The organism is Candidatus Thiothrix sulfatifontis, assembly GCA_022828425.1.
GTDB classification, from domain to species: Bacteria; Pseudomonadota; Gammaproteobacteria; order Thiotrichales; family Thiotrichaceae; genus Thiothrix; species Thiothrix sulfatifontis.
The window spans coordinates 1,050,529-1,074,675 of sequence record CP094685.1 but is presented as its reverse complement, the minus strand read 5'-3'; the positions used below and the strand labels follow the sequence as shown (position 1 = coordinate 1,074,675).

Here is a 24,147-nt window from a genome sequence, read left to right as displayed (position 1 = left end):
AGGAAAGACGGAAATGACCGCAACAAGATCAATCAAACCTTTCGGCTTGCGTATGCAACCAGAAGATAAAGCATGGATTGAGGAACAGGCACGTAAGACAGGGCGAAGCGTGAACAGCATGGTATGCCAGCTTATCAAGCAAGCTCGTGAAGTGAAGGAGGCAGACAAAACACAGAAGGCATAAACGAAAACGCCCCACCCGATGAAGGGTAAGGCGCTTACGGGCTGCAAGGTGTTGGAACCACCCAAACAGCCCATTTACTGATCGAAGTTAAGAGAACTCAGCAAATGAAACGTAATCTTATCACAACGCCCAACGGCACAAACAATACCGACCTGAAAACCACCCTCAATCAATTGGGTAATGAATCATGGGCGTTATTCAACCTTGCCAGCATTGGCAGAAAATCGGCACTTAATGAGGTTGTGGAAGTCGCAGAACTTACCCACCTACTCGAAACCCTAGAAACACGCCTTGAAGCCCTGCATGACGCTATTCACGCGCTCGAATATTCCGACGTAGTGAAAACTTTGAATCCTGTAACAGAAATCAAAGGCGGTGCTGTATGAGCGACCTAAACACCCTACTTCGTGACATTCACGCCCGTGCCGACAGTCTGGCGATCTTCGCCCAACACGCGGCGGCGCTGGATAGCACTGTATCCACCCGCAAAAGCGGATACGTCGAAAACGTGATTGATACCCTACGCATTCTCGACTGCTTAAAAGTGGATTTGCTTGATTTGGTACGTGCAGAACAGGCACGCACCAATACGCAAGCCTATACCAACCTCCACGGTAAATGCATCGTTCCCCCCCGCATGGATTGGCTGGAGGATGGGCATTACTGGCAGTGCGACGAAAACGGCGGCTCGTACTATCACGATTACGGCATGGACTCAGGCGATTATCGCGCCTGTTCTTGTTATTGCATCGGCATTGACCCCACCAGCGGCGCAAGCATCAAAGTGTGGCTCAATTGCGATATGCAGGAGGTGCAGCATGGCTAAGCCACTCGATCAACTATCCCTGTTTGCCCTGCCAATAGGCGCACCAGTAACGCCAGAACCAACTATCAGCGGTTTGCATTGGTACAAGCCAGACGGTTCACCGCTAACCATATCCCTGAAAAATGGCGGGCAACTTCCCGCACGATACGAATTTCAAGGCGTGGTGTGGTCAAGGCGTGGGCGTATGCCGTGGGTAATCGACTGCTATCAGCACGATCAACACAAGCGCAACCGTGAGGCGGCTTTTGCTGCTATTGAGGCGGATATGTTGAAACGTGGTTATCGGAGGGCTGAAGCATGAATCCACTACTGACACCCCAAGAGCAAGCGCATGTTGCCTCTGTGAGAGCGTTACAGCACTCACCTGATGCGCACGGCATGGATAGCACTGTATCCAGCTTAACCGCCATCCTAGGCCGTATCGACTGGGAGCGCGTTTTCATCATCACCGCCCGCGTGCTGGTATCCATCGGGATGCTGTTCACCGCCTACCAATATTTTCATTACGCCCTGTTCTTCGGAGCGGGCGCACTGGCGTTTATTGGTCAATTCCTGATAGGCGCGTTTTTTGTCGCAGTGGTGTTTTACACCCGTGACGGCGTGTCGATCATGACGGCGGCGGCTGGCATGTTTTTGCTGGCGAACAGTTTCTAAGGGGGACTTATGAATATTCAAAGCGTATTAGCAACCAAAGCGGGCAACGGTGATTCGGTCTTTAGTGACAAACACCGGGCCATTAAAAACTATAACCTGATGCAGTGGGCGAAATGGGCAACCTTCGGGCTATACATCGTCGCAGTGTTCATGCTGTACGTCGCTGACGTGTGGGGCATTGGCACATTCATTGTTCAGAAAAGTAACGATTGGGTGGCGCTGATTGTGTTCAGCGTGATTGCCTTCACCCTCGCCTTTTTTCTGGCCTCCAGCAAAGAAGCGGTTTACGAAGACATTGCTATTCACAGAGCGGAAGGCTACAAGCTAAAAACCTCGCAGATTATCGCCATGGGCTTGTTTCTCACATCGGGGCTACTGTTTGAGGCGTTCAGCACGTCCAACAACCAGCAACATATCGCCAATTCAGCGGCGGAAAATTCCGGCATGATGAAGGAAGTAACGGGTAGCAACGTCACGTTATCCACGGGTAGCACTGCCCTCACCCAAGACCTGCAAGCCGCACAAATGCGGTTAGCCGATTGCAAAGTGAGGATGGAAAAAGCACTAGCCAAGGGTAAAACGTTCGATTGTGCGCAATCCGAAGCGAATGTAGCGGCGGTACGGGAGTCAATGCAGATGGCAAACGCCATGGCGAACGACACCAATGCAGCGGCGTTAAATGCCAAAACCGACGCCATGCTAAAGGTACGTGAGCATTTTGATAAGCCCATGTTCCAAGCCATTGGGAAAGCAACGCAAACCGACAACAACACCGGAATGCTACTGGTGATCGGCGTGTTGATCTTCGTGTTCGAGTGTCAGCACATTATGGCGCTATTTGCCTATGCCAATGCGTTACGGCGGATTAAGGGGAAAGGCGGTAATACCGAAGATAAACCACGGTCTACCCAAGACGCTTATAACATCACCCCTCCCCTATCAGCATTTGATTCTGCAAAAATGAGCGTAGCGGAATACGCCCAAAAGGTTGAAAGCGGTTTAAAGGCAAGCCCTGAAATTCTCGCCAATGAATACGCACGGGCGCAACACGGAAGGAATCAGCAAATGGAAGCAATGGGCAATGCAGCTAAAGCCGTGGGCGATAAGCTGGAATCAATGTCAGGTAAACCCGATCAGGCGTTTATGAATGAAATGCTAAAATCAATCAAATTCCAGTTATTGCGCAGTGAATTAGAACCAACGGCTGAATCACTCTACCCCGCTGTTTATAAAACCCTGTATGACGCTGGATACGAAACACCGCGAAAAACCGTTATGAAATTAGCGGCGCATTTACTGGAACATTTAGCCACAAAGGACAATGTTTTAGTGAAGCATGGCAATGAATACCAATTGTCCCCACGGTGGCGTAGTGATGCGCCTGTTATTCAAGAGGTGCAAGGCTTTAAACAATCGCCAGAACAAGCGGCTAATGTCAGTAAATTGTATCAGGCAGAAACGGCAAAACATGAAGCTGGCAAGGTTTTCAGAGAATCTCCTACCCCGGAAATTAAACGCCAGTCTGTTGCTGAAACTATCCATGCGTTAGTGGATGCGGTTAAAAAGTCAGGCGCAACAACTGAGGCCGATATTCAGGCGGCGGTATTCGATGGTTATTCAAAGCTATTTAACCCTGCCGATCTTGACGATAAAGACCTGTTAAAAGTTGCGGCTAAGATTGCCAAAAGTTCGGCACCTGCTACCCCTGCCCCGGTCATGCCATTGCAGCAACGCACTGGTGCAACTGGCCTGCACAACCCCGCGTTAGGCACGGCTGAAGCGATCTACCCGCTACCCTTGGCAACCGCCCTACCGTTTCATGAAAGCGTTTCAGAGGCCGTTCTGCCAACCGTGCCCGCACGGTGCGAAACGGTAGCAGACACCGTGCCCGCACGGTCACAAAACGGTAGCGGCGAAACGGTGCAAAACGGTCTTACAGGTGAAGCCAAGCAAGCAGAAATCGACCTTTACCCGCAATGGATTGCAAAGGTAAATGACAAGGAAATCACTCCCGGCGCTCGTGATTGTAAGCGTTTTATCAGCCAATCCACCAAGAGCAAGGACGACAAAACAGGCTTAACAGTGCAGGAAATGGGGCGCATTTGGTTGAACTGGAATCAACGCGCCTTACAGGATGGAATTTTAAAAGCCAATCCTGATTACTCAAACGGTAAGCCTAAATATATTTTAGCTTAATTTATCAACCCAACAGGGCAGGGAGTTAAAACCCTGCCCACCTTTAACACTCATTGGAGTATTTACCATGCAAACCCTAACATCATTAAACACGTTTGATTTCCAAGAATGGAAACAAAAACTACAGCACCAAAAGCCTGAAATGCCTATCGGTATCCGCCTGATTGATATGCATGAAGTTGTAATGAAAACCCGATACGGCAGAAGCACCATAAACCGCTGGCGCAAAGCGGGAACATTTCCCTATGGCACGTTATACGGCACAAGAACCCGCAGATGGTTAGAATCAGAAGTTGACGAATGGATTTATCAAGCAAGAGGGTAATTTTATGAAAAGCGCACAAAGAAAAGCCCCTAGCGCTACCAACACTAGAGGCCATACAAATTTCAACGATTCGAGAATTGATTATAAAACATCAGCCGCAAAACTGCCATTAAGCACCACGGATATTCTCACTAATTTCAGACAAGCGCTGATAGAGAATATTGGTCATGCCCCTAATACGATTGAATGCAGCGGCAAATTAGAACGCTTTTCTAGCAATGGTAAACCCGACGATAAGGCGGGCTGGTATGTCTGCCATGAACACACCCTGATGATTGATCAAGCCTATCAGTGGGGCATTGTCTGCATTTTCGGCAACTGGCGGGAAGGTTCCACTTACCAATGGAACAGCTTTAGCACGTTTTTTCAATTGAGCCGCGAAGCGAAGCAAGAACTAGAGCGCAAGCAACAAGCGCAAGTTGCCCAACAACAAGCGGAACGCGCCGCCAAAGCGGAACAAGCCCACCGCCAAGGCGGGGCAATGTGGGAATCTGGCCAACCTGCCAACCCCGCACACCCTTACCTGATGCGTAAGCGGGTAGGGGCATACAACATCCGGCAAGCGGGCAATCTGTTGCTTATTCCCCTCTGTGACCTTGACGGCACCTTGCACGGCTTGCAAACCATTGCCCCCACAGGTGAGAAACGCTTTTTGACCGGCACACCCAAGCGCGGCAAATTCCACTTAATAGGCGACAACCTCACACACCCCCAAGGTGTGTACGTCTGCGAAGGCTACGCCACCGGCGCAAGCCTGCATGAAGCCTACGGCTTACCCGTGCTGGTAGCCTTTGACGCGGGAAACCTGCTACCTGTTACCCAAAACTACCACAACCGCTTTCCGCATATTCCCTTGACCGTATGCGCGGATAACGACCGCAAAACCCCCGACAACCCCGGCTTAAGCAAAGCGCGTGCCGTGGTTGCCAGCTTACCCAAGGTCGGTTTGATCGTGCCGGAATTCCCCGACACTGCCCCCTTGCACCTTTCCGATTTCAACGATTTAACGGCATTGCTGGGAAGCAACGCCCACAAGGATACTACCCCATGACTACCCCAACACCTCAAACCACTACCAGCGGCAAACCTAACCTGTCAGTCGTGAATAATTTTGTACGCACCGAAAAGCCCACCTACAAACCAGCCGAACCGGAACAGGCGAAACCGCACACACTTGACCTGTTGAAGCACCTCCCTGACGGTGATTTTAAGCAGTACGTGGGCGACGTAGCGCGGATGTGCAACATTTATCCGTCAACTAGCTTATTGGTAGCGTTAGGCATTGTTTCGTCTGTAGCGTGCCGTTCTGTTGCAGTCGCCTATCAGGATGGAAGTTTGTTCCCCGTTGGGGAATACATCATCTGTGGCGGCATTCCGGGCGATGCGAAAAGCCGAATGCTAAAAGCCTTCCAACGCCCAATATTTGAGGCACAAAAGGAAGCCGATAAAGCATGGAAGCAACGCAAAGAAGCACACGAAAATTCGGGATCTGATGGCAAATTTGACGAACCAAGACCGCCCCGTATTTTTATCACTGACTCAACAGTAGAAGCCCTTGAATCGGTATTGGCAGAGTCTGGCGGCTATTTTGCCCTTGCCAGTGCGGAACAAGCCGTGGTGAATACCCTAACTGGCGCTGCATACGGCGGCAAAGATAAAAAGAACAATGGAGACTTGCCCCTAAAGGGCTTCAACGCTGAATATCATGCGGGCGCACGGGCAGCAAAAGAGAGAACGACTTACACCGGAATTGTTGTAGGGGCAATCACTTGCTTTGCGCAACCGGCAGCGATTGAAACCATATTGGCAAAGTCCGAAGGTTCTGGGATGGCGGAACGTTTCATGCTGGCACGGGAACCGACACAACAAGGCACACGCGACCACACCCGACAATACTACCCACAAGAATACAGCCAGAATGTTTACAACCGAATTGTGAAGGATATAACGGCGCAAGTGCTAACACTGGCGAAGGATTTTGACGACTTGCCAGCGTACCGCCTCAATAAAGAAGACTGGCATAAAATCCAACTGTTTAGAAATGAGATGGAGCCACATTTGCTAGAAGGCGGCAAGTACAGCACCGCCACCATGGGCGGCATTGTTTCAAAAGTCGACATGCACATTATGAAAATTGCCACTCTATTAGCGATCTTGGATGAAAAACCAGTGGGTGAAGTAGGGCGGGAATACGTAGAAGCGGGCATCAACATCATGCGCGATATGCTGGAATACATACTAAGCCTGTTAATCGACTTGGAGGTTATCGGCTTAAACGCCTTTGAAAATTCGATCATTGCCTACCTTGGCAAACAGCAGAACGCCACCCGCAAGCTGATACGTACCAACAAATGCGAAGGTAAGCCATGGTCGGAAATTCCCCGCAGCAGCCTAACCAACAAGATCAACGAAACCGTTGATGAACTTATCAGAAAAGGCGTGGTTGTGGAGGAGGAAACGTTCTACCCCAACGGCTTCAGCCAAGGCAAATACCTACGCCTGATTGCTTGATTATCTTGTAAAACCGCCACCATCAAGCCGCGTTCATCGCGGCTTTTTACTATCAAAAATAAATACAAATCGAAAAATCATAATAAATATTACTTTATCCTTTGTGAGTTATTTTTAAGCAAACCTCAAATTCACCTCCAAAACCCCAACTTTCACCCCAAAAAGTTGGGATAAGTTGGGATAAAGTTGGGATTTTTCCCAACCACGAAAGTTATTTATATACAATAACTTAGGTTGCTTTTGAAAAAGCCATCCCAACTGCCATTTTCTTTTAAATACAATAACTTACGCGAAAAGTTGGGGAAAAGTTGGGATTTTCGGAAAAACAACCCCCACACCCCACCCAAGCCCCCCCAAACCCACTAGCGGAAAAACAAATATTTTCTATTTTATTTTGCAATATTTATTATTTATTTAATTTAATATCGACGCACTTACCACGCCACAACCACACAAGGAAACACCGTTAAAGCCTGTACAGACGGGCTAGGCAAACCGCAACCACGGGAAGGGCAGACGATAGCGGGCGGGCTGGTATTGTTGGCAGTGGGGTTACACGCAAAAACAGGGGGTGAAAATCAAAATGTTTGTATCTCTGTTTGTATGACTAGCAAGGCACAAGCAACAATCCATGCAGTTTCATAGGCTTACGCTTACAGTATCAATCCCTTTCTCTCCGCCAATATTTAAAAGCCCCGTACAGTCAATGACTTGCGGGGCTTTTTTTTGACCAAAAATAACTTATTCCAATTAAATAGTTTTATTGATACCATTCTGATAAATACTAGACACAATGTTCACGCAGCTACTAATACATTCAAAAATAAGCGGGGATACAGCGCATGAAACACCCATTACTGATGGCATCAGCTTTCATTTTATGCAGCGCACTGAGCTTGGCTCACGCTGAAACACCAACGATCAAGATCAATACACTCAAAGCCGCGCCCCAACTCGACGGTTCAGCCGAGGATTGGCAAGACATTGCTGCCAGTACCATCAAGCTCACCTACGTCGGCCAACCTGAACGCACCAAAACCGTCTTATTGAAAGCGGGAATCTTTGGCGATGAAGTCTTTTTCCACACCGAATGGGAAGACAGCACCCAAGACATTCAGCACAAGCCCAGCATTTGGGATGAAGCCCAACAAAAATACGTCGAAGGCCCCCAGCTCGAAGACCGTTTTGCCATGGAATTTGCCATGGAAGGCGATTACGACGCCAATTGGTTATCTGGCAAAGAATTCACCTCTGATATGTGGAACTGGAAAGCGGCACGTACCAACCCCATCGGCATTAGCCATGACAAAATCACCGTCATCAGCAAACAGCCCATGGCCGAATCGTACAAAACCACTTTGCCGGACGGTTCACACTTGTACATCAATCGCCCTACCGACATGGGCGTTGAACCCTATGCAACCAAACGCTATTTTAAAAAACAACAAGACTTAATGCCCAAATACGTTCCACAGGAAAAACTCCCTGCCGGAGCCGATGACGTCAAAGCAAAAGGCGTATGGAAAGACGGACGCTGGTCTTTGGAACAACGCCGCAAGCTCAATACGGGTCATGAGGATGATGTGCAATTCACCGTAGGCAATCCCGTTAAAGGCGCAGTGGCAGTGTTTGACCACGATGACAGTGCCCATCACTTTATTTCAGAGACACTGACTTTTGCGTTTTAACACCCACAATAACAACGAATAATTGATTATGCGCGTTTTCAATAACTTACGGATACTGCAAATTATTGACAGTACGTTCCTTATCGCATTGTTGGGAATTATTGCCGTATTGCTGTGGTTTCATCTCACCGACATATCCAACCAAGTGCGCCAGAATATGCAGGTGTCGAATACCTCGTTGCAGCAATCCCATGCCTCATTCATGCGCCAGCTCGAACTGGAAACCGCCATTGATCAACAACGCGCAACGTTTGACCAGTTAAACGATGAATTCTTCAAGTTTGCGTTTAACCCCGACAGTACGCCGGATAATCTGCCGCTGTTGCACCAACTTAGCCGAACATTGCAACAACAAGGTCAACAACTCTTAGCCGTCTGGCCAATTGATGACCGCCCAGACCTGAAAGCCAACTACGAAGAAGTCATTGGCATCATGTCCAACCTCAGTGCCGAGCTTGAAGGTTTAAACTCCCCGCATTGGCGGCAACTCGCGGCGGATGCACGCGATACCGCCAATCAAGCGAAGGATTTGATGGCAGAAATTGAGAAAATCGACAATCAATTAGGGCAAGAAATTGGCGACACCATTCTGCAATCCATCCGAAGTACCGATGCCAGCACCACACAGATGGCGGAACAACTCACGTATTTAAAACAACGCGCCTTGTGGGGAACACTGGGCATTATTGTGTTGCTGATTATTAGCCGCTTGTATTTCTCCACGCGCTTCCAACACATGACCCAAACGGCGCAAACCGCTCAAAAAATCGCCGAAGATGCGGTCAAAACCAAAGCCCGCTTCCTCGCCACCATGAGCCACGAAATCCGCACCCCCATGAACGGCGTGATCGGCATGACGCGCTTGCTGATGAATACGCCCATGAGCAAGAAGCAAACCGAATTCGTGGACAGCATTCACCTCAGCGGCGAACACTTGCTCACCGTCATCAATGACGTGTTGGATTTTTCCAAGATTGAAGCGGGCAAACTCGACCTCAAGCGCGAACCGTTTGAATTACGTGCGTGCATTGAAGAAATTCTCAACCTGCTCAATGCCAAAGCCCTCGAAAAAAATCTGGAACTGGCTTATGCCGTGGGGCCGTCTATTCCGCTATTCATCGAAGGCGACATGGTGCGCTTGCGGCAAATTTTAACCAACCTAATCGGTAACGCCATCAAGTTTACCGACAGCGGTGAAATCACCGTGTTTGTTATCCCACGCAACCATCACGATGACGCTTACGAACTCGAATTCCAAATCAACGACACCGGCCCCGGTATTCCAGCCGACAGGTTAGAAAACATTTTCGAGCAATTCAGCCGTGCTGACGAAACGCTCAGCCGTCGGCACGAAGGTACGGGGCTAGGGCTGGCTATTTCGCGCCATCTCGTCGAGATGATGGGCGGCAACGTTTGGGCAGAAAGCACCGTCGGCGTCGGCAGCCGTTTTTATTTCACCATCAAAACCCGCCAAGCCAATGGCAAACTCAAACCGTTTTTGCACACCAATATCCCTGAAATCATAGGCAAACACTTGCTAGTGGTGGAAAATAATCCTGCTCGCAGCCAAGCCATTCAAGACTTTTGTCAGGGTTGGGGAGCGACCGTCGACGCTGCCAGCACTACTGCCGACGCCATCAATCAGATTGCCGTTGGAAAAATCTATGACATTGCCCTGATTGAAAGCAATTTACCCGGCGATGCCCCGCTGGAATTGGCAAAATACATCCGCCAACGTTTCAGCAAGCAGGAATTGCCGCTGATTTTGATTGCGCCCCCCAATGACCGCCACCCCAAAGAAATCGTGCGCGAACTCTACAACCTGTACCTTACCAAACCGCTGACCCGCAGCCGTTTATTTGACAGCCTCATGACGGTATTGGGGGAACTCAATCTGGTCAGCAATCGCCCAGAAAAATCCCCCCTCAAATTGGGTGAACGTTTGCCACTCAGCATTTTGTTAGCAGAAGACAACCCGATCAACCAAATTGTCGCCTCGTCCATCTTGGATGAAATGGCTTACAAAGTTGACCTTGCCGAAAGCGGCCTCGAAGCCCTGCAAGCCTTGCGCAAAAAAGCCTACGACGTGATTTTCATGGACATGCAAATGCCGGATATGGACGGCCTCGAAGCCACCCGCCGCATCCGCGCGGATTTCCCGCTGGATCAACAACCGATCATCATTGCCATGACCGCGAATGCCATGGAAGGCGACCGGCAAGAATGCCTGCAAGCCGGAATGAATGATTACATCAGTAAACCCGTCTTGCCTGAAGCTGTCGAAATCGCCCTGCAATACTGGTGCACCCCCAACAACCGCTATCAGCCTCGCGAGGAAGCCGATCATGCCATTAGTAGCTACTGAAGCACTCCAACAGCTCCCGGCCGCCATCTTACCGCGCCTCATTCAACTGTTTGGCAGCACCACCCCGGCAATGTTGGCAGACATTCGCCAACACGCCCACAGCAGCAACCTTGTCGAACTCGGCAAAGTCGCCCACAAACTCAAAGGTTCGTGCGTCAGCCTCGGCGCTGTGCAAATGAGCGACCTTTGCAAAACCTTGCAACACAAAGGCGAAAGCGGCGATGCCAGCGGCGTTAATGCCTTGGTCACGGAACTGGAAGCCCTGTATCCCGCCACCTTACAAGCATTGCAACAAGCCGTTTAAAAGATACTGGTTTAAAACGTAACCGTTACGCGCAAGCCACCCAGTTGCGTGGAACGCGCAAACACCAGTGTGCCACCGTACAATTTGGTAATGTCTTTGCAAATCGACAGCCCCAACCCGTGGCCTTCAACGCTTTCATCCAGCCGCACCCCGCGTGCCGTCATTTGCTGTAATTCTGCCTCGGTGCGCCCGTTGCCATCGTCTTCCACGCTAATGTGTACCTTGCCTGCGACACGGCTGATCTGGCAACGCACCTGTTGTTGCGCCCATTTGCAGGCGTTATCCAGCAAGTTTCCCAGCAATTCCAGCATGTCTTCGCGATCGCCGAAACGGGTAATCGTCGGGGCAATGTCCAGCGTAATGCAGCGCGGGGATTTGTGGTGTACCTGCGCCAACACCTCCACCAGCACGGGCAATTCCACACGCGGGTCAAAGCGTTGCGTGGTATTACCAAGACCTGCCATACGCGCACGTTTAAGTTCACGCTCAGTCAATTGGCGGATGCGTTCGGCTTGTAATTGCGCCTGCTGATGGCTGCTCGCTGATATGTCAGCATCGAGGTGTTGCGTGAGTAAATTGAGCGGGGTTTTCAGCGCGTGCGCCAGATTGCCTAACGCATTGCGGGAACGTTCCAAACGCTCCTGCATCAAGCTCAATAAATGATTGAACTCTTTGATAATCGGGTAAATTTCCGCAGGCACGGCTTCATTGAGCTTATTGATAGCGCCCGCATCAAGCTGTTGCAGTTCCGCACGAATGTAATCCAAACGCTGAAAAGTCCGACGAATAACAATGCCTTGAATCACCAAAATCAATGCAATCCCCGCCGCTGCCAATAACGGAAATAACCACTTGAAACGCTGTGGACGGTGTTGAGCCGCGTCTGGCGCAAACACCACCCCTGCCGAATGCACATTTTGCGTTCCTTCAAAAAACCAGGGCAACGCCATCCCCACGCCCCAAATCAGCGCCATCACCAACACCAAAATAATCGCAAGATTAACCTGCAACTGACGTTCCAACGACTTCATAAGGGCAGCTCCGGCTTGTCGGGGTCGATGAAAATATACCCCTGCCCGCGCCGCGTTTGGATGCGCCAATCCCCCAACTTGCGGCGCAAATGGCGCACATACACTTCGATCACATTGCTATCACGGTCAAAATCTTGCTCGTAAACGTGTTCGGTTAAACGTGACTTGGTAAGAATCCGACCGGGGTGCAACATAAAATAGCGCAACAGGCGAAATTCTGTCCCCGTCAACTCGAAGACTTCACCGTCTGGCGTGGTGACTTGCTGATGTGCCTCATCCAATTGCAAGCCGCAGCAATGCAACTTTTGGTCGGGAACTGCCGCTTGCAAATTACGGCGAATCAACGCCTGCACCCGCACCAGCAATTCCTCAAAATGAAACGGCTTGCCGAGGTAATCGTCTGCCCCGGCTTTGAAACCGTCCACCCGTTCGTGCCAGGCATCGCGGGCGGTGAGAATAATCACCGGCACGCGATTGCCGCGCTGCCGCCAGTGTTGCAACACCGCCAGCCCGCTGCGTTGCGGCAAGCCGAGGTCAAGAATCACCGCATCGTAAGGCGTTTCGTCGCCCATGAATTCGCCATCCACACCGTTACTGGCGATGTCCACCGCGAAGCCTTCACGTTTTAAGCGCGTGTGCAAACTGCTGCTGAGTTCGGTGTCGTCTTCCACCAGTAATAAGCGCATGGCTTTCCTGTTAAGGTTACGTGTTTTTCTGAATACCTTTGGGAACGGGCTTCAACCGCGCCGCAATATACGTCTCGATCGCACTGCGGTCGATCGCGCACGCTTCACTGGCAATGACCGCTTCGGCGAGTGGGCTGAAATCCACTTTGATATTGCCTTCAAAAAACTTGCCACTGACGCCTGTCGCATGAGCTTTTAAGAGCTGATAAGCGCACGCATCGGTAGCGAATTTTTCAACCAAGACATTATACCCAGAAACCGACACGCGCGTTTCGTAGCGGTGTTCGGTTTTCATGTAGGCATCGGCTAAAAACAGCTTATCCCACTCGCGGGGATTGCCGCCATTCGTCATTGCCGTCCCCATGAATTCGATGTGCTTTTTCAAGTTTTCAGCTTGTTCTGCTGTTTGCGTGGCAATCAACCATGACAAGGAGTAACTGGTGTCTTGAAAACGGGCACTCGGATTTTCCGTCGTGCCCGTGTTGGTGTAAGCCGCATGATTGCTGGCAAGATAGTCAATGTAAGACTCTGTGGGTGCGCCGCCATCACCGCCCGTAGCGGTGCTATTGCTGCCGCTGCCGCTGCCACCACCACAACCAGCGAGTGCTAGTAGAGAACACAACGTGACCACATACCCTGCCGCCATATTCTTTTTCAATTTCATGCTGAAGAATTCCATTATTTAGTGTTACGAAAAGCGCAAAACTGTAACGGCTCAACCTGAAATGAAGCTGAAAAATCTATCCACCCAAAGCAGAAAATAAGCGCCACAGGCTGGTCATTTTACATCCCGCGACGTTGCCCACGTCCGCCGCCTTGTCCGCCACCACCTTGCCCACGCTCGTTCGGGCTATTGATGATCGCGTCAACTTCCGCTTGTGGCATGGTTTGCGCCACATACTTCACACCTTGGCGCTGAATCTGCTTAACAAACGCTCGCAGGTGGTTGCGTGACGCTCGCATTAAATTATCGTAAGTGTTGAGAAGATCGGGGCGAGTGGTTTCACGCATGGATTTTTGCAAGTCCACAATATCCACTTCCTCAATCAACGCACCAACATACAGCGCATCCAATGCAGAGGTTTGCCCACGCGCCATTAGCGTTGCGTACAAAGCTGCCAAATCCACATTCTGGAACACGCCAACAGCATCATTGGTCACAGGGTCAGCAATCCGGTAGGTTTGCAGCAAGGCTTTAACGCGATCGGTATGTTGCTGTTCAGATTGCGAAATATTGTTAAACACTGGCAATTGCCATTGCTGATACAGACTGATGTATGCATCGCGTGCCAATTTTTCTTCCTCGCGCATGAAACGCAGGGATTGGGTTTCAGCAGCGCTCAATACGGGTGCTTGCTGCTGCCCGTTGCCTTTGGCAAACGTGGGCGTGGTCAGCAGACCTGTGCAAGTCATGGCAATCATGCCTGCGATGAGTGTTTTACGTAAAGTCATGGGAGTATCTCCTTGTATTTATGATGAAGTTATTTGCCACATTGTTCTTCAGGGCTGTTTACAATCGCATCGACGGTGGCTTGTGGAATGACTTGCGCTTGGTAATCCACGCCGTTTTTCTCAATTTGCCCCACGAATGAGCGCAAATGGTTGCGTGAACCGCACATCAAGTTGGTGTAGGCGACAATAATATCGGCGGGTTTGCTGCCAGCGTTGGCTTCGTCGATGGCTTCTTGCAAATCGTTAATGTCGAATTCTTCGATGAAACCGCCCACAAGCAAACCGTCATTCTGCGAGGTTGAGCCACGCATGACCAAATCTTGATACAGCCCCAGCAATACCGGGTCAGTGAATGCGCCAATGGTGTCGGTCAGTACGGGATCTTGCAGGTTGTAGGTATCAACCAGCGTTCCCATCACATCCATGTGTTGCTGTTCGCTGTTGAGGGCGATGTTTTGGAAAGTTTTAGTACCCCACTTGTTGAAGAGCGTGAGGTAAACGTCGCGTGCCAGCTTTTCTTCTTCGCGCACGAATAGCAGCGTGGCGGTTTCGTCGGCTGTCAGCGTGGTAGCAGTGCTGGTAGTCGTCGCGGTAGTCGTAGTATCCGCAACGCTGCCAGTAACATCATCCGCAACGGTAGCGCTGGCTGTTACTGTGTCGGCAACAGATGCTGCTGCCGTAATAGCCGCAGTCGTAACCGCTGTGGTGGTCAGTGCAGCCGTATCAGCAGTGCCGCTGCTGCCGCAACCCATTAACAAGGTTACGGCGCAGGCCAAGACAGTGTGACGGGTTAGGTTTATGGTCTTCATGGTGAGTCTCCAAACAATTAATTTATGCGTGTAGACTAACCGGCTTATCTGAAATGAAGCTGAAAAAATTAAGCGAAGGTATCCGCCTTGACATCCTCCCCTCCCTAAAGGAAGGGGATTCCTACTGCATTCAGCTAGATAGCTGACTTACTTCGGCGAGTTCCTGCTTCATCGAGGCGCGTAATGCTCCATCTCCACAGGCTAACAAGCGGTGTCCCCGCTCTTTAACATTGATCGCGCCGACATGATCGGCGTGATTTTCATAGTGACACTTCAGGCACACAAACTTCGCTTGCGTTTGGCGGTTATTCGCCGAGACGTGATGGCATTCGGGGCATTCTTGGCTGGTGTAATGGGCGGGAACGGCGAATAACATGCCGCCCTTCCATGCCATTTTGTAGTCGAGTTGCCGCCGGAACTCACCCCAGCCTTGGTCGAGAATGGCTTTGTTTAAGCCCGATTTTGCAGCCACGTTCTTGCCGGGGTTTTCTGCCGTGCCTGCCGCTGATCTGGACATATTGCCTACCTGCAAATCTTCGATGAACACGAGCGCGTGGTTTTGGCTGATCGTGGTCGTCGCTTTGTGCAGGAAATCGCGGCGGGTATTGGCGATTTGTGTGTGGAGTTTTTGAACTTTGGCTTTCGCCTTTTTCCAGTTGTTACTGAATTTCTGCTTATGCGCCATGCGCCGTTGGTATTTGGCGAGCTTGGCTTGTTGGGTTTTTAAGATATTGAGCGGGGCAATGTAGCTGCCATCTGAGAAGGTGGCGAAACGTGCTATGCCCAAGTCAATGCCGATAGCCGTGGTAGCGGTGGATACGGGCTGTTCTATTTCCCGCTGGGTTTGAATGCTAATGTACCACTTGCCGTTTTTACCGGACACGGTGACATTGCGCAATTCCCCCAACACTTCGCGGCTGTTGCGGTAGCGTAACCAGCCCAGTTTAGGCAGGAAAACACGGTTGTTACGCTGATCGAGCTTGATTTGTTTGGGGTCTGGGTAGCGAAAGCTATCAGCGCTGCCCTTGCGTTTGAAACGGGGAAAATCAGCACGTTTGGCAAAGAAGTTTTGGTACGCCTTATCGAGGTCTTTCAGGGCGTGTTGCAGCGGATGGACGGGGGAATCTTTCAGCCAAGAGGTTTCTGTGCCATTCCGCCATGCGGTCAGGTGTTTTGCCATTGCCACGTAACCGATGAATTTTTCACCAAACTCATGATTGGCTTGCTGCAACGCTAACGCCCTGTTGTAAACAAACCGACACGAACCCGCGTAACGGCGCAGATTGTGCCGTTGTCCGCCGTCGGGCTTGAGTTCGTATTTAAAGGCTTGGAGTCGTTGCATACCCGTAGTGTAGCTTGGCGGGTAGGCAATTATCTGGGTGAACCGTCTTAAAGGCGTTTTTAGCCGGATGATACGCAAGAAAAATTATACAACATCCGTCATCCAGCAGCAGCAAACACCCCAACATCACTCCGAACACAGGGAGGCTTCGCCTCCCGCGCTATCCTCCCCGCCCTGAAGGACGAGGTTTGCCGCGCAACCTTATCAACAAGTGATTTATTTTTACCCAATCATCCCAAGTAAGCGAAAAAAAACACCCCGATTCCCACCACCATCACCGCCCCCAGCCAAATGTAAACACTACCAATGCTCACGGCATTCTCTGCCTGCTTGTAGCCGGTAAACATCGCCCGCACCAAATTTTCCCGATGCAACACACTGCTAATCAACACCCCAGCAATGTGCACCAGCACCACCAACAACATCAGATTCGCGGCGATTTCGTGCAATTCCTCCATGAAATCTTCATCACCAATTTCCCATTCCAAGCCCAGCCCGCTGACACTGAGCAGCAAGCCCAACGCCAATAGCGCAAAAATCGCCACCCCACCCGCCGGGTTATGCCCCACGTAATGCGGCGGCTGCTTGCTCAGCAAGCCCAGCAAATACGCTTTCACTTGCGAGGGCGTAAAGGTAAACGCGCTGAAACGCGCATACGCCGTTCCCACCAGCCCCCACACCAAGCGAAACACCAACAGCCCCAGCAACACATAACCCAAGGCCAAATGAATATCGCGGTAACGTTCCGATTCCGCCGTCACATACGCCCCAGCAAAGGACAACGCTAACGACCAGTGAAACACCCGTGTCGGCACATCCCACACTAAAATACGTTGCAACATGGGGAACGCTCCTTAACGTGGAATTTTGATAAAATCTTCGTCGTAATTGCCCTGTTCCGCCGTGGTATGGCAAGCCGCACAATTGGCCGGGCTGCTCACCCGCTTCCATACCGCAGGGGATAATTCGTCGTAATGCTCATGCACAAACCAGCGCGTTTCAGTAATGCGCAACGCCGATTTACCTTCTGCCGCCGCGTATTTGCGCTCAGAACCGGCGTTTTGTTCCAAAAATGGCAAAATCTCGGCAATGGTGGCGGCATCCAAACTCGCATCCGTACCGAAATGCTGATCAAGATTGCCCATGATTTCGCGCCAGCCACTGGCGGGTAATAACTTCGCTGGGTACGCAAGGTGACACTCAGCGCATTCGGTTTTCCAAGAAGGTGGCATCGCTGCCGAAGTAGCGTTGCCTCCGCCTTTTTCACGGTATTCATCGCCGTCATCATCCGCCGTCACCGGCAAACTGGCAACGCTGCCGAATAGCAATGCCGCTAACACCCAAGTGATCGCGCGGTTACGCTTGATTTTTAACATTGTCATGCCCTCATTGAATGCTCAGTAAATAGGTCAACACATCGCCTTTTTCCAGCGACGTACAAGTGCGCTCCAGCACATCGTTGCAATTGCGTTTGAACCACTTTTCCACCTTTTTCGGGTTGGTGAAACGCTCGGCATTCGCACTCGGTGCTAATGGCTCGATGCTTTTAGCGGTTTTATCGTGTTTGCCCATGGCAGCAGGATTGCTGGTGTGGCAAGTGGCACAACTCCAGTCGTTGGCGTGCGTCTTATTGAAGAATTGCTCGCCGCGTTGCGGATCAAAGCCGTTGAAATCGGGGCTTTCTGCTTGTGCCTCCGCCTTGTAACCGTCCAACAGTTGTTGCGGCGTGTCTGCCCACAGTGGGGTGCTGCCGCACACACTGCCTAGCAGGATAAGCCAGCCGTATAATTGATGACGTTGCATTTTAAACACTCCATGAATTTAATAATGCGCTTAGAATGCAGTAACAACAGAAGCTGAGGCTATCCGCCAACTGTCTGTTAGGCGTCAGGCATTTACCCGATAGTCAAGGGTTGGGGCGTTTGCTTAGAATGCTTTATCCCACATTAGCGAGGAATGTCACCACCATGGCGCGTTACAAAGACCACTTTTTGCTGTTTATTTTGATCTTGCTGGCAGCACCTTACCTGACTAATTTTATTCATGAATTTACCGAAGATTACCACGGTATCGGTTACTTGGTCATGCAAGGCATCATCACCCTGTTGGCGCTATGCGGTGCCGCCATCCTGATCTGGCAGATGCAACAGCGCTATCAGGAAAACAGGCAATTGCACCGTGCTTTGAGCCTCACCCGCGCCGATTTGCAACACGCGCACAGCGATCTGGATGCGCTCAATACAAAATTGCGTGACACCAGCCAACAATACAGCGCCGTGATTCAAGAACAGCTCACTGCTTGGGACTTAACCCCCAGCGAAAAAGCCGTGGCACTGTTATTGCTTAAAGGATTGAGTTTTGAAGAAATCGCCAGTGTGCGCGATACCAAGGAAAAAACCGTGCGCCAACAAGCCAGCAGCATTTACCGCAAATCGGGGTTGAATGGGCGGCATGAATTTGCGGCGTGGTTTTTTGAGGATTTTCTCGGTTAAGTCGCTGACTGCATTGCACACCCCCGGCTGTAGGGCTATGCTTTTTCACAAAACCGCAACAATCCACTATTTTATTGATACTGCTGGAGCATTTCATGAAGAACCCCGCTATTGCGACCACGCGGGACGCGTTTATCACCGTCAGTAAACATTCCCGCAGCTTTTCAATGCACGTCGTCCACGATGATACCGTGCTTCACAACTTAACTTGCAGCTTTTTGGAACACGATCAGCATTTGTACGCAGCGGTGATTGCGCCAGCGGATGACCGGCAGCGGCTGGCGCAACGGGTGGTGTCTTTTTTAAGTGCGCATTTGCGGATTCGTGACAGACCCGCCATGCAACGTGAGGTGCTGCAATGCATTGAAGGGTGTTTGGGTAAACGCTGAATGCCGGGCTGAAACCCGGCATCCAAGCACAAACTTTACGTCAGCATGGTGTTTAAGCGAAAGTGTCGTTGAACAGATTGGTGGTCCAATCAAACATGCGGTTGTAATACTTATTGCTGGGCGCGGCGGCGGCACCGAAAGATTCCGGCACTAACTTCATGGTGCCGCTCGCCAAATCATACGCATACGCCGCCGTCAACCACGACACGGTATTGCTGGAAATCGGGCTGTAACACGCCGAATTCGTCACCGGCGCAGCATAAGGCTGCTGCCCTGCCAGCAAACGCAAAATCGCATCTGCACACACTTTGGCTTCCGCATTGGCAATATGCCCGGCTTTGGGTTGTGCTGTGCCTTGCGAATCCCCCAAAATGTGAATATTCGGCACTGCGGTGGATTCGTAACTCAACGGGTTCACCCCCGCCCAACGCCCGCCCACGTTCGCCAAACCGGAATTGATGACCAAATCGCCCGCGCGTTGCGGTGGAATCACGTTCAATACGCTGGCTTTGAATTCGCCCGCGCTGGTGTACGCGATGCGTTGCTCAGAATCCACCCGCTGCAAACTGGCATTCGGCACGTATTGCACCCCGTATTCGGCAAACGCAGTCCCAAAAATGGTGGGCTCAACCGTAATCGCCGGGTTCGCATCCAACACCACAACCGTGGAACCGGGCTTGTTGGTGCGTAACCAATCCGCTACCACGCAAGCGCGTTCATACGGCCCCGGCGGGCAACGGTAAGGCGTAGCAGGAATGGTCAGCACAAACGAACCACCGGCAGGCATCGCCGCAAGTTGTTGCTGCAACAAAGTGGTTTGTGCTCCGGCTTGCCAAGCATGAGGGATTTTATTGCTGTCCAAACCCGGCACATCCATGAACTGGATACCCGGTGCGACAATCAAGCGGTCATAATTCAGCACCGCGCCGTTACGCAAAGTAATCGACTGGTTGGGTGCATTAATGCTATCCGCCCATTCCTGAATTACTTTCACCCCGTATTTCTGCGCCAAGGCGTTGTAATTGAAACTGATTTGCCCCAAATTGCGCTGGTTATTCAACACCAAATTGCTGAGGATCGGCGAATAATACGTGGCATTCGGTTCCACCAAAGTCACATCAATGGCATTTGACCAGTAACGTAAATATTTCGCAGCCGTTGCACCCGCAAAACCACCACCGACCACCACCACATGCGGACGCGCCCCCGCTGCCCGGCTGAGTTGGCTGAAACTGAGTGCCGCACCCGCCACGGATGCCAACCCCAAAGTTTGTAAAAATTGACGACGATTTAGGTTAGCCATTAGTCGTTACCTCCGTTAGGGTCTTTGGGCAGGGCAGATAAATATTGCGCCATTGAGCGGATTTCAGCTTCGCTGTAGCCTTTTGCTTGATAATGCATAATGTCGATCTTGGTGCTGTATTTCATTTCAAGCATTTCTTCGATCAAATCTGCGGCGCTATCGCCTGCAATGCTCTCAATGCCGGTGGCAGAAACGCCATTCATGCCATGGCATTGAAAACATTGTGACGCCAACAACCGCGCTCCATCGGGTGCATTGATAGCGGGTGCCGTGCCAGTCGCGGCGGGCGTGGTGACGGTAGTAACAGTGCTGCCAGTGTTAGTGCCACTGCTGGCGCTGCCTGTGCTGGTAGTATCCGTATTGATGTTGGCATCGCTGGTAGTGGTCGTTCCACCGCCACCACACGCTGCCAATAGAGTCCCTAGCATTAGCGCTAGGGAAACATTTCTGCTGATTTTCATGCATTTATCTCCAATTAATGTGTCGTTGTTGGGTTATCCCTGCTGCGGCAACATCCGCAGCAAGGTGTTATCACGCTGAATGTAGTGATGGTACAAGCCAGCGACGGCGTGAAAACCGATCAAAAAGTAGCCCATGGTTCCTACTGTGCTGTGCAAGTCTTCCAACCAACCGGCAAGCTCTTTGTCAGGGGAAATCAGTGCGGGCAATTCCAAGCCGAACCAGATGAGCGCTTTGCCTTCCCCGCTGAGGATCGCCCACCCCAACAGTGGCATTGCCAGCAACAAAACATACAAAGCGATATGCGTGGTGCTGGCGAATAGCCGTTGCCAAGCAGGAACGACGGCTTGATTGGGTGGTGGTGGGTTCAACCAGCGAACCACCAGACGCAGCCCAGTCAAGCCAAAGACAGTCAAGCCCAGCATGAAATGCCAGCTTTTCAACGCATTGCGCGGGTCACTGCCTTTGGGGTAAAACTCGCGCAGTTCGATGCAAGCATAAACCGCTATCAGTAGCAGCAAAGTCAACCAATGCAACGCAATCGGGAAGGGCTTGTAACGTTTTAACGTATCGGGCATAACGACTCTCCTAATTTCAATCCAAATGAGTATCCATCGGCTCAGCGTGCAGGAAAAACTCGCCAGCACCAACCGACAAACCTCGCAGAAGGCCGACTCCGGCCTTGGCTAAATCGCTAAGGTACATTTGTCTCAATGCAGAAAATCCTCAAAAAACCATGCCGCAAACTCGTGCCGTCCATTCAAGCCTGATTTGCGATAAATGGCAGTGGCTTGCTGGCGCACGGTCTTTTCCTTGGAATCACGCACACTCGCGATTTCGTCAAAACTCAATCCTTTGAGCAATAACTGCGCGATTTCTTTCTCACTGGGGGTGAAATCCCACGTGGTGAGTTGTTCTTGAATCACCTCGCTGTATTGGCGGCTGGCCTGACGCATTTTATCGTTGGTTTCACTCAGGTCTTTGCGGGTGGTTTTCAACTGTTGACGCAGGGTATCCACTTCCCGTCCGCGCTGTTGAATCACGCGAATCAGGAAGGCAATCCCCAACGTTGACGCCAGAATAACGAAAGCTTCCAAAGCAAGATTAACGATGCTGTACTCACCGTTCTGATACTCGCCATAGTCGTTGTAAAAATCGTAAATATTCAGCAGGGTGATAATGATCAGCAGATTGATGAAAAATAATTCATTGGTGCGGGGCATAGGGCGTATTCCTTCCGTGGTGACTGCTTCAAACCGAACGCTTGCACCATTTCATGTTAAATACCCACCAGTACAGTGGGCATACGCCGCATTTCTATGCAAAATTTGACAGATGCTGCCGGTGTAGGGCATTTGCCCAACAAGTTGCTTTGCATCCAAAGCGTCATCCCCTAGAATCAATGGTTCGTTAAAACACCCGCACAGGCACAGGCCAGATGTTCCGTTCCCGAGACATTTTTCTTATCGCATTGCTGTTCAGCGTTGCCATTTTGCACACTTATGGCTTCAGTCTTGATCTTTATCATGCTGACCGCCCGCTACTGCATAACCTTGTGGATGCCGTTGTGGTCATTATCTCGTTTATCGGGGTTGGGTATTTAATGTGGGAAAACTACCGCAAGCAACGCGAAATCACTCAACTCCACAGTCAATTACACCACTCGCACGCCCGCATTTCTGACCTGCACAGCAAGCTGCAACAAGCGGGCAAAGGCTATGTCGCCGTTATCCATGAACAATTGCACGAATGGGAACTCAGCCCCACTGAAAAAGAAGTTGCCCTGCTGTTGCTCAAAGGCTTGAGCTTTGATGAGATAGCCAGCATCCGCCATACCAAAGAAAAAACCGTGCGCCAGCAAGCCATTGCCCTCTACCGCAAATCGGGGCTGAACGGGCGACACGAATTCGCCGCGTGGTTCTTTGAAGACTTTCTCAACTGATCAACGGTAGGGCAAATGCCCTAAAACGCCCCCGACTGACCCTTTGCCGCCTGCCAACGATTAGAATGAGCTAATATACTCTGGTTACGACCCAACCAGAGTGAATGCCCGTGATCCCTAAAATAAGACCCAGCCTATTGAGCCTAGCCTTGCTACTGCCCAGCATTGCCACCGCCGCCGCCACCATAACTGTGCCAGCGGAACAACGCAGTGCGCTCGGCATCGAGGTCACGCCACTCACCGCCGTCAGCGCCAGTGCCAACACCGCGCTGGAAGTGAATGCGCAAGTGATGTTACCGCCCTCCAGTGTGCGCGTGGTCGCCGTACCCGCCGATGGACTCATCACCACCTTACTGCATCAAGCCGGTGAAACCGTCAAAGCGGGCGACAAAGTAGCCTCGCTTTCCTCCCCCGACGTGGTGGAGGCACAACGCCAATACCTGCAAGCCCGCCTCAAATACCAACTCGCCGCCGACAATGCCGCCCGCGACCAACGGCTGGCAGATCAAGGGCTAATCGCCAAAAACACCTGGCTGCTGACTCAAAACGACGTCAAATTGGCGCAAGCCGATCAGGAAGCCGCGATTGCCACCTTACGCTTGCTCGGCGTTAAACCCGGCAGCGACAGCGCCGAAATTACCCTAACCGCCCCCATCAGCGGCTGGATACTGGAAACCATGGTCGAACCGGGGCAACGGGTCGAAGCCCCCGCCGCGCTGGTCAAAATCGGCAATTTGCGTCAACTCAGTTTAGAAATCCCCCTCACCCCCGCCCAAGCCAAAGACGTGCAAGCGGGGCAAACCGTCACAATCCGCGACAGCCAACTCAGCGGCACGGTTCGCGCCTTGCAACCCGCTTTGGATAATGCCCAAAACGTCATCGTGCGAGCGGATATAACGCAGGAAGACAGCACCACCCTACATCCGGGGCAAACCGTCAAAGTCACCTTGCAAAGCAGCAGCAATGCAGGGGAAGCCGCCGCCAGCATCCCCACCAGCGGCTTGGTATGGTCGGGCGATCAAGCGTATGTGTTCACCGAAAGTGCAGAGGGTTTCACCCCAACCGCCGTCAAAATTGTGCAACAAAACGACACCCAAGCCACCATCAGCGGCTTGCCAGCCGACAGCCGCATTGCCACCAAAGGCGTTGCTGCCCTCAAAGCCAAGTGGCAAGAGGCGGAGGAATAACC

29 protein-coding genes are annotated in these 24,147 nt (G+C 51.3%); 16 read left to right on the top strand and 13 right to left on the bottom strand.

Annotated elements, in window-relative coordinates; genetic code table 11:
- Positions 1 to 13 precede the first annotated feature (13 nt).
- The 12 genes from L3K52_05465 to L3K52_05410 all read left to right on the top strand — a co-directional run bounded on the left by L3K52_05465 (position 14) and on the right by L3K52_05410 (position 11,053).
- On the top strand, positions 14 to 184 hold the full coding sequence (locus tag L3K52_05465) for an Arc family DNA-binding protein (GenBank protein ID UOG93181.1): 171 nt from the start codon (positions 14 to 16) through the stop codon (positions 182 to 184).
- 104 nt (positions 185 to 288) lie between these two features.
- A complete protein-coding gene (locus tag L3K52_05460) occupies positions 289 to 570 on the top strand; it encodes a hypothetical protein (protein UOG93180.1) in 282 nt (93 codons plus the stop codon).
- Entirely contained in the window at positions 567 to 1,010 is a 444-nt protein-coding gene (locus tag L3K52_05455) for a hypothetical protein (GenBank protein UOG93179.1), read from the top strand. Before L3K52_05460 ends, L3K52_05455 begins: the two co-directional genes overlap by 4 nt.
- Positions 1,003 to 1,311 (top strand): hypothetical protein, encoded by a 309-nt coding sequence (locus tag L3K52_05450; protein UOG93178.1) that lies wholly within the window; start codon positions 1,003 to 1,005, stop codon positions 1,309 to 1,311. The genes L3K52_05455 and L3K52_05450 overlap by 8 nt, the downstream gene beginning before the upstream one ends.
- Positions 1,308 to 1,664, top strand: a complete 357-nt coding sequence (locus tag L3K52_05445) for a hypothetical protein (protein UOG93177.1) — start codon at positions 1,308 to 1,310, stop codon at positions 1,662 to 1,664. The genes L3K52_05450 and L3K52_05445 overlap by 4 nt, the downstream gene beginning before the upstream one ends.
- A gap of 9 nt (positions 1,665 to 1,673) precedes the next feature.
- Positions 1,674 to 3,860, top strand: coding sequence for a hypothetical protein (locus L3K52_05440; protein UOG93176.1), 2,187 nt, complete (start codon positions 1,674 to 1,676; stop codon positions 3,858 to 3,860).
- Between the two features lie 67 nt (positions 3,861 to 3,927).
- Positions 3,928 to 4,185, top strand: coding sequence for an AlpA family phage regulatory protein (locus L3K52_05435; protein ID UOG93175.1), 258 nt, complete (start codon positions 3,928 to 3,930; stop codon positions 4,183 to 4,185).
- Positions 4,186 to 4,189: 4 nt separating this feature from the next.
- Complete coding sequence (locus L3K52_05430; protein UOG93174.1) at positions 4,190 to 5,236, top strand: toprim domain-containing protein; 1,047 nt, start codon at positions 4,190 to 4,192, stop codon at positions 5,234 to 5,236.
- Complete coding sequence (locus L3K52_05425) at positions 5,233 to 6,696, top strand: DUF3987 domain-containing protein (GenBank protein ID UOG93173.1); 1,464 nt, start codon at positions 5,233 to 5,235, stop codon at positions 6,694 to 6,696. Before L3K52_05430 ends, L3K52_05425 begins: the two co-directional genes overlap by 4 nt.
- An 842-nt stretch (positions 6,697 to 7,538) precedes the next feature.
- Positions 7,539 to 8,384 (top strand): ethylbenzene dehydrogenase-related protein, encoded by an 846-nt coding sequence (locus L3K52_05420; protein UOG93172.1) that lies wholly within the window; start codon positions 7,539 to 7,541, stop codon positions 8,382 to 8,384.
- Between the two features lie 28 nt (positions 8,385 to 8,412).
- The gene (locus L3K52_05415; GenBank protein ID UOG93171.1) at positions 8,413 to 10,749 is read left to right on the top strand and encodes a response regulator; all 2,337 of its coding nucleotides are present in this window, start codon (positions 8,413 to 8,415) and stop codon (positions 10,747 to 10,749) included.
- Positions 10,730 to 11,053 carry an Hpt domain-containing protein gene (locus tag L3K52_05410; protein ID UOG93170.1) on the top strand — a complete coding sequence of 108 codons (324 nt, stop codon included), beginning with the start codon at positions 10,730 to 10,732 and terminating at the stop codon, positions 11,051 to 11,053. Before L3K52_05415 ends, L3K52_05410 begins: the two co-directional genes overlap by 20 nt.
- A gap of 11 nt (positions 11,054 to 11,064) precedes the next feature.
- On the opposite strand, the gene L3K52_05405 is transcribed toward L3K52_05410, so the two are convergent.
- From L3K52_05405 to L3K52_05365, 9 genes are all read right to left on the bottom strand, one after another.
- Positions 11,065 to 12,084, bottom strand: a complete 1,020-nt coding sequence (locus tag L3K52_05405; GenBank protein UOG93169.1) for a sensor histidine kinase — start codon at positions 12,082 to 12,084, stop codon at positions 11,065 to 11,067.
- A complete protein-coding gene (locus L3K52_05400) occupies positions 12,081 to 12,770 on the bottom strand; it encodes a response regulator transcription factor (GenBank protein UOG93168.1) in 690 nt (229 codons plus the stop codon). The genes L3K52_05405 and L3K52_05400 overlap by 4 nt, the downstream gene beginning before the upstream one ends.
- A gap of 16 nt (positions 12,771 to 12,786) precedes the next feature.
- Entirely contained in the window at positions 12,787 to 13,434 is a 648-nt protein-coding gene (locus L3K52_05395; GenBank protein UOG93167.1) for a hypothetical protein, read from the bottom strand.
- Positions 13,435 to 13,553: 119 nt separating this feature from the next.
- A complete protein-coding gene (locus L3K52_05390) occupies positions 13,554 to 14,222 on the bottom strand; it encodes a DUF2202 domain-containing protein (protein UOG93166.1) in 669 nt (222 codons plus the stop codon).
- A 29-nt stretch (positions 14,223 to 14,251) separates the two neighbouring features.
- A complete protein-coding gene (locus tag L3K52_05385; GenBank protein UOG93165.1) occupies positions 14,252 to 15,031 on the bottom strand; it encodes a DUF2202 domain-containing protein in 780 nt (259 codons plus the stop codon).
- Between the two features lie 130 nt (positions 15,032 to 15,161).
- Positions 15,162 to 16,373 carry a transposase gene (locus L3K52_05380; GenBank protein UOG93164.1) on the bottom strand — a complete coding sequence of 404 codons (1,212 nt, stop codon included), beginning with the start codon at positions 16,371 to 16,373 and terminating at the stop codon, positions 15,162 to 15,164.
- Between the two features lie 230 nt (positions 16,374 to 16,603).
- Positions 16,604 to 17,215, bottom strand: a complete 612-nt coding sequence (locus tag L3K52_05375) for a cytochrome b/b6 domain-containing protein (protein ID UOG93163.1) — start codon at positions 17,213 to 17,215, stop codon at positions 16,604 to 16,606.
- A 12-nt stretch (positions 17,216 to 17,227) separates the two neighbouring features.
- Entirely contained in the window at positions 17,228 to 17,755 is a 528-nt protein-coding gene (locus tag L3K52_05370) for a diheme cytochrome c (GenBank protein UOG93162.1), read from the bottom strand.
- Positions 17,756 to 17,759: 4 nt separating this feature from the next.
- On the bottom strand, positions 17,760 to 18,176 hold the full coding sequence (locus L3K52_05365) for a DUF1924 domain-containing protein (protein UOG93161.1): 417 nt from the start codon (positions 18,174 to 18,176) through the stop codon (positions 17,760 to 17,762).
- A 164-nt stretch (positions 18,177 to 18,340) separates the two neighbouring features.
- On the opposite strand from L3K52_05365, the gene L3K52_05360 reads away from it, so the two are divergent.
- Together L3K52_05360 and L3K52_05355 are read left to right on the top strand one after the other, a co-directional pair.
- On the top strand, positions 18,341 to 18,865 hold the full coding sequence (locus L3K52_05360) for a helix-turn-helix transcriptional regulator (GenBank protein UOG93160.1): 525 nt from the start codon (positions 18,341 to 18,343) through the stop codon (positions 18,863 to 18,865).
- 95 nt (positions 18,866 to 18,960) lie between these two features.
- Complete coding sequence (locus L3K52_05355) at positions 18,961 to 19,254, top strand: hypothetical protein (GenBank protein ID UOG93159.1); 294 nt, start codon at positions 18,961 to 18,963, stop codon at positions 19,252 to 19,254.
- Between the two features lie 52 nt (positions 19,255 to 19,306).
- Here L3K52_05355 and L3K52_05350 read toward each other — a convergent pair whose 3' ends face one another.
- From L3K52_05350 to L3K52_05335, 4 genes are all read right to left on the bottom strand, one after another.
- The gene (locus L3K52_05350; protein ID UOG93158.1) at positions 19,307 to 20,557 is read right to left on the bottom strand and encodes an NAD(P)/FAD-dependent oxidoreductase; all 1,251 of its coding nucleotides are present in this window, start codon (positions 20,555 to 20,557) and stop codon (positions 19,307 to 19,309) included.
- Positions 20,557 to 21,018 (bottom strand): c-type cytochrome, encoded by a 462-nt coding sequence (locus L3K52_05345; GenBank protein ID UOG93157.1) that lies wholly within the window; start codon positions 21,016 to 21,018, stop codon positions 20,557 to 20,559. The genes L3K52_05350 and L3K52_05345 overlap by 1 nt, the downstream gene beginning before the upstream one ends.
- Positions 21,019 to 21,051: 33 nt before the next feature.
- Positions 21,052 to 21,594: a cytochrome b gene (locus L3K52_05340; protein ID UOG93156.1), complete on the bottom strand. Its 543-nt coding sequence runs from the start codon at positions 21,592 to 21,594 to the stop codon at positions 21,052 to 21,054.
- 132 nt (positions 21,595 to 21,726) lie between these two features.
- Positions 21,727 to 22,239 carry a LuxR C-terminal-related transcriptional regulator gene (locus L3K52_05335; protein ID UOG93155.1) on the bottom strand — a complete coding sequence of 171 codons (513 nt, stop codon included), beginning with the start codon at positions 22,237 to 22,239 and terminating at the stop codon, positions 21,727 to 21,729.
- Positions 22,240 to 22,454: 215 nt separating this feature from the next.
- Between L3K52_05335 and L3K52_05330 the strand changes: the two genes are divergently transcribed.
- Entirely contained in the window at positions 22,455 to 22,958 is a 504-nt protein-coding gene (locus L3K52_05330; GenBank protein ID UOG93154.1) for a LuxR C-terminal-related transcriptional regulator, read from the top strand.
- Positions 22,959 to 23,107: 149 nt separating this feature from the next.
- Positions 23,108 to 24,145, top strand: coding sequence for an efflux RND transporter periplasmic adaptor subunit (locus L3K52_05325; protein UOG93153.1), 1,038 nt, complete (start codon positions 23,108 to 23,110; stop codon positions 24,143 to 24,145).
- Positions 24,146 to 24,147 lie beyond the last annotated feature (2 nt).